The organism is Pseudomonas sp. OTU750018, from assembly GCF_011636575.1.
Classification (GTDB): domain Bacteria; phylum Pseudomonadota; class Gammaproteobacteria; order Pseudomonadales; family Pseudomonadaceae; genus Aquipseudomonas; species Aquipseudomonas peli.
Genome location: NZ_JAAPAU010000006.1, coordinates 1 through 554, shown reverse-complemented (window position 1 = coordinate 554; position 554 = coordinate 1). Strand labels below are relative to the sequence as shown.

The window sequence follows — 554 nt, the reverse complement described above, 5'->3', positions numbered from 1 at the left end:
GAGCGGTAGAGAGGGCGACGCGCTGCTGAACGAGGCGGCGGCACGCCTGCAGCATTGCGTGCGTGAGACCGACATCGTGGCCCGACTCGGCGGCGACGAGTTCACCGTCATCCTCGCCGAGCTCGGCCAGCCGGCGCAGATCGAGCGCATCGCCACCACCATCCTGCAGCAGCTGTCCCGGCCCTTCGCGATAGCCGGCACCGAGGTCTACCTGTCGGCCAGCATAGGCATCACGGTGTTCCCGCTGGATGGCGCTGAAGCCGAGCTCTTGATGAAGAACGCCGACCAGGCCATGTATGCCGCCAAGGCCGAGGGCCGCAACCGCTGCCAGTTCTACACGCCGGCCATGCAGGAGGCGGCACAGCTGCGCATGGCCCTGGCCAGCGACCTGCGTGCCGCACTGCCGCTGAGTCAATTCGCGCTGCACTACCAGCCGGTGGTCAGCCTCGCCGACGGCCGTGCCCACAAGGCCGAGGCCCTGCTGCGCTGGCGGCACCCCGAGCGTGGCGCCGTCAGCCCGGCGCTGTTCATTCCGCTGGCCGAGGAAACCGGCC

The 554-nt window shown here is 69.7% G+C and carries 1 protein-coding gene; it reads left to right on the top strand.

Going from position 1 to position 554, the window contains the following annotated elements; translation table 11 throughout:
* Nucleotides 1-554, top strand: a 554-nt coding sequence (locus HCI85_RS20855; protein WP_167147923.1) for a diguanylate cyclase domain-containing protein, incomplete at both ends; no start/stop codon positions are given.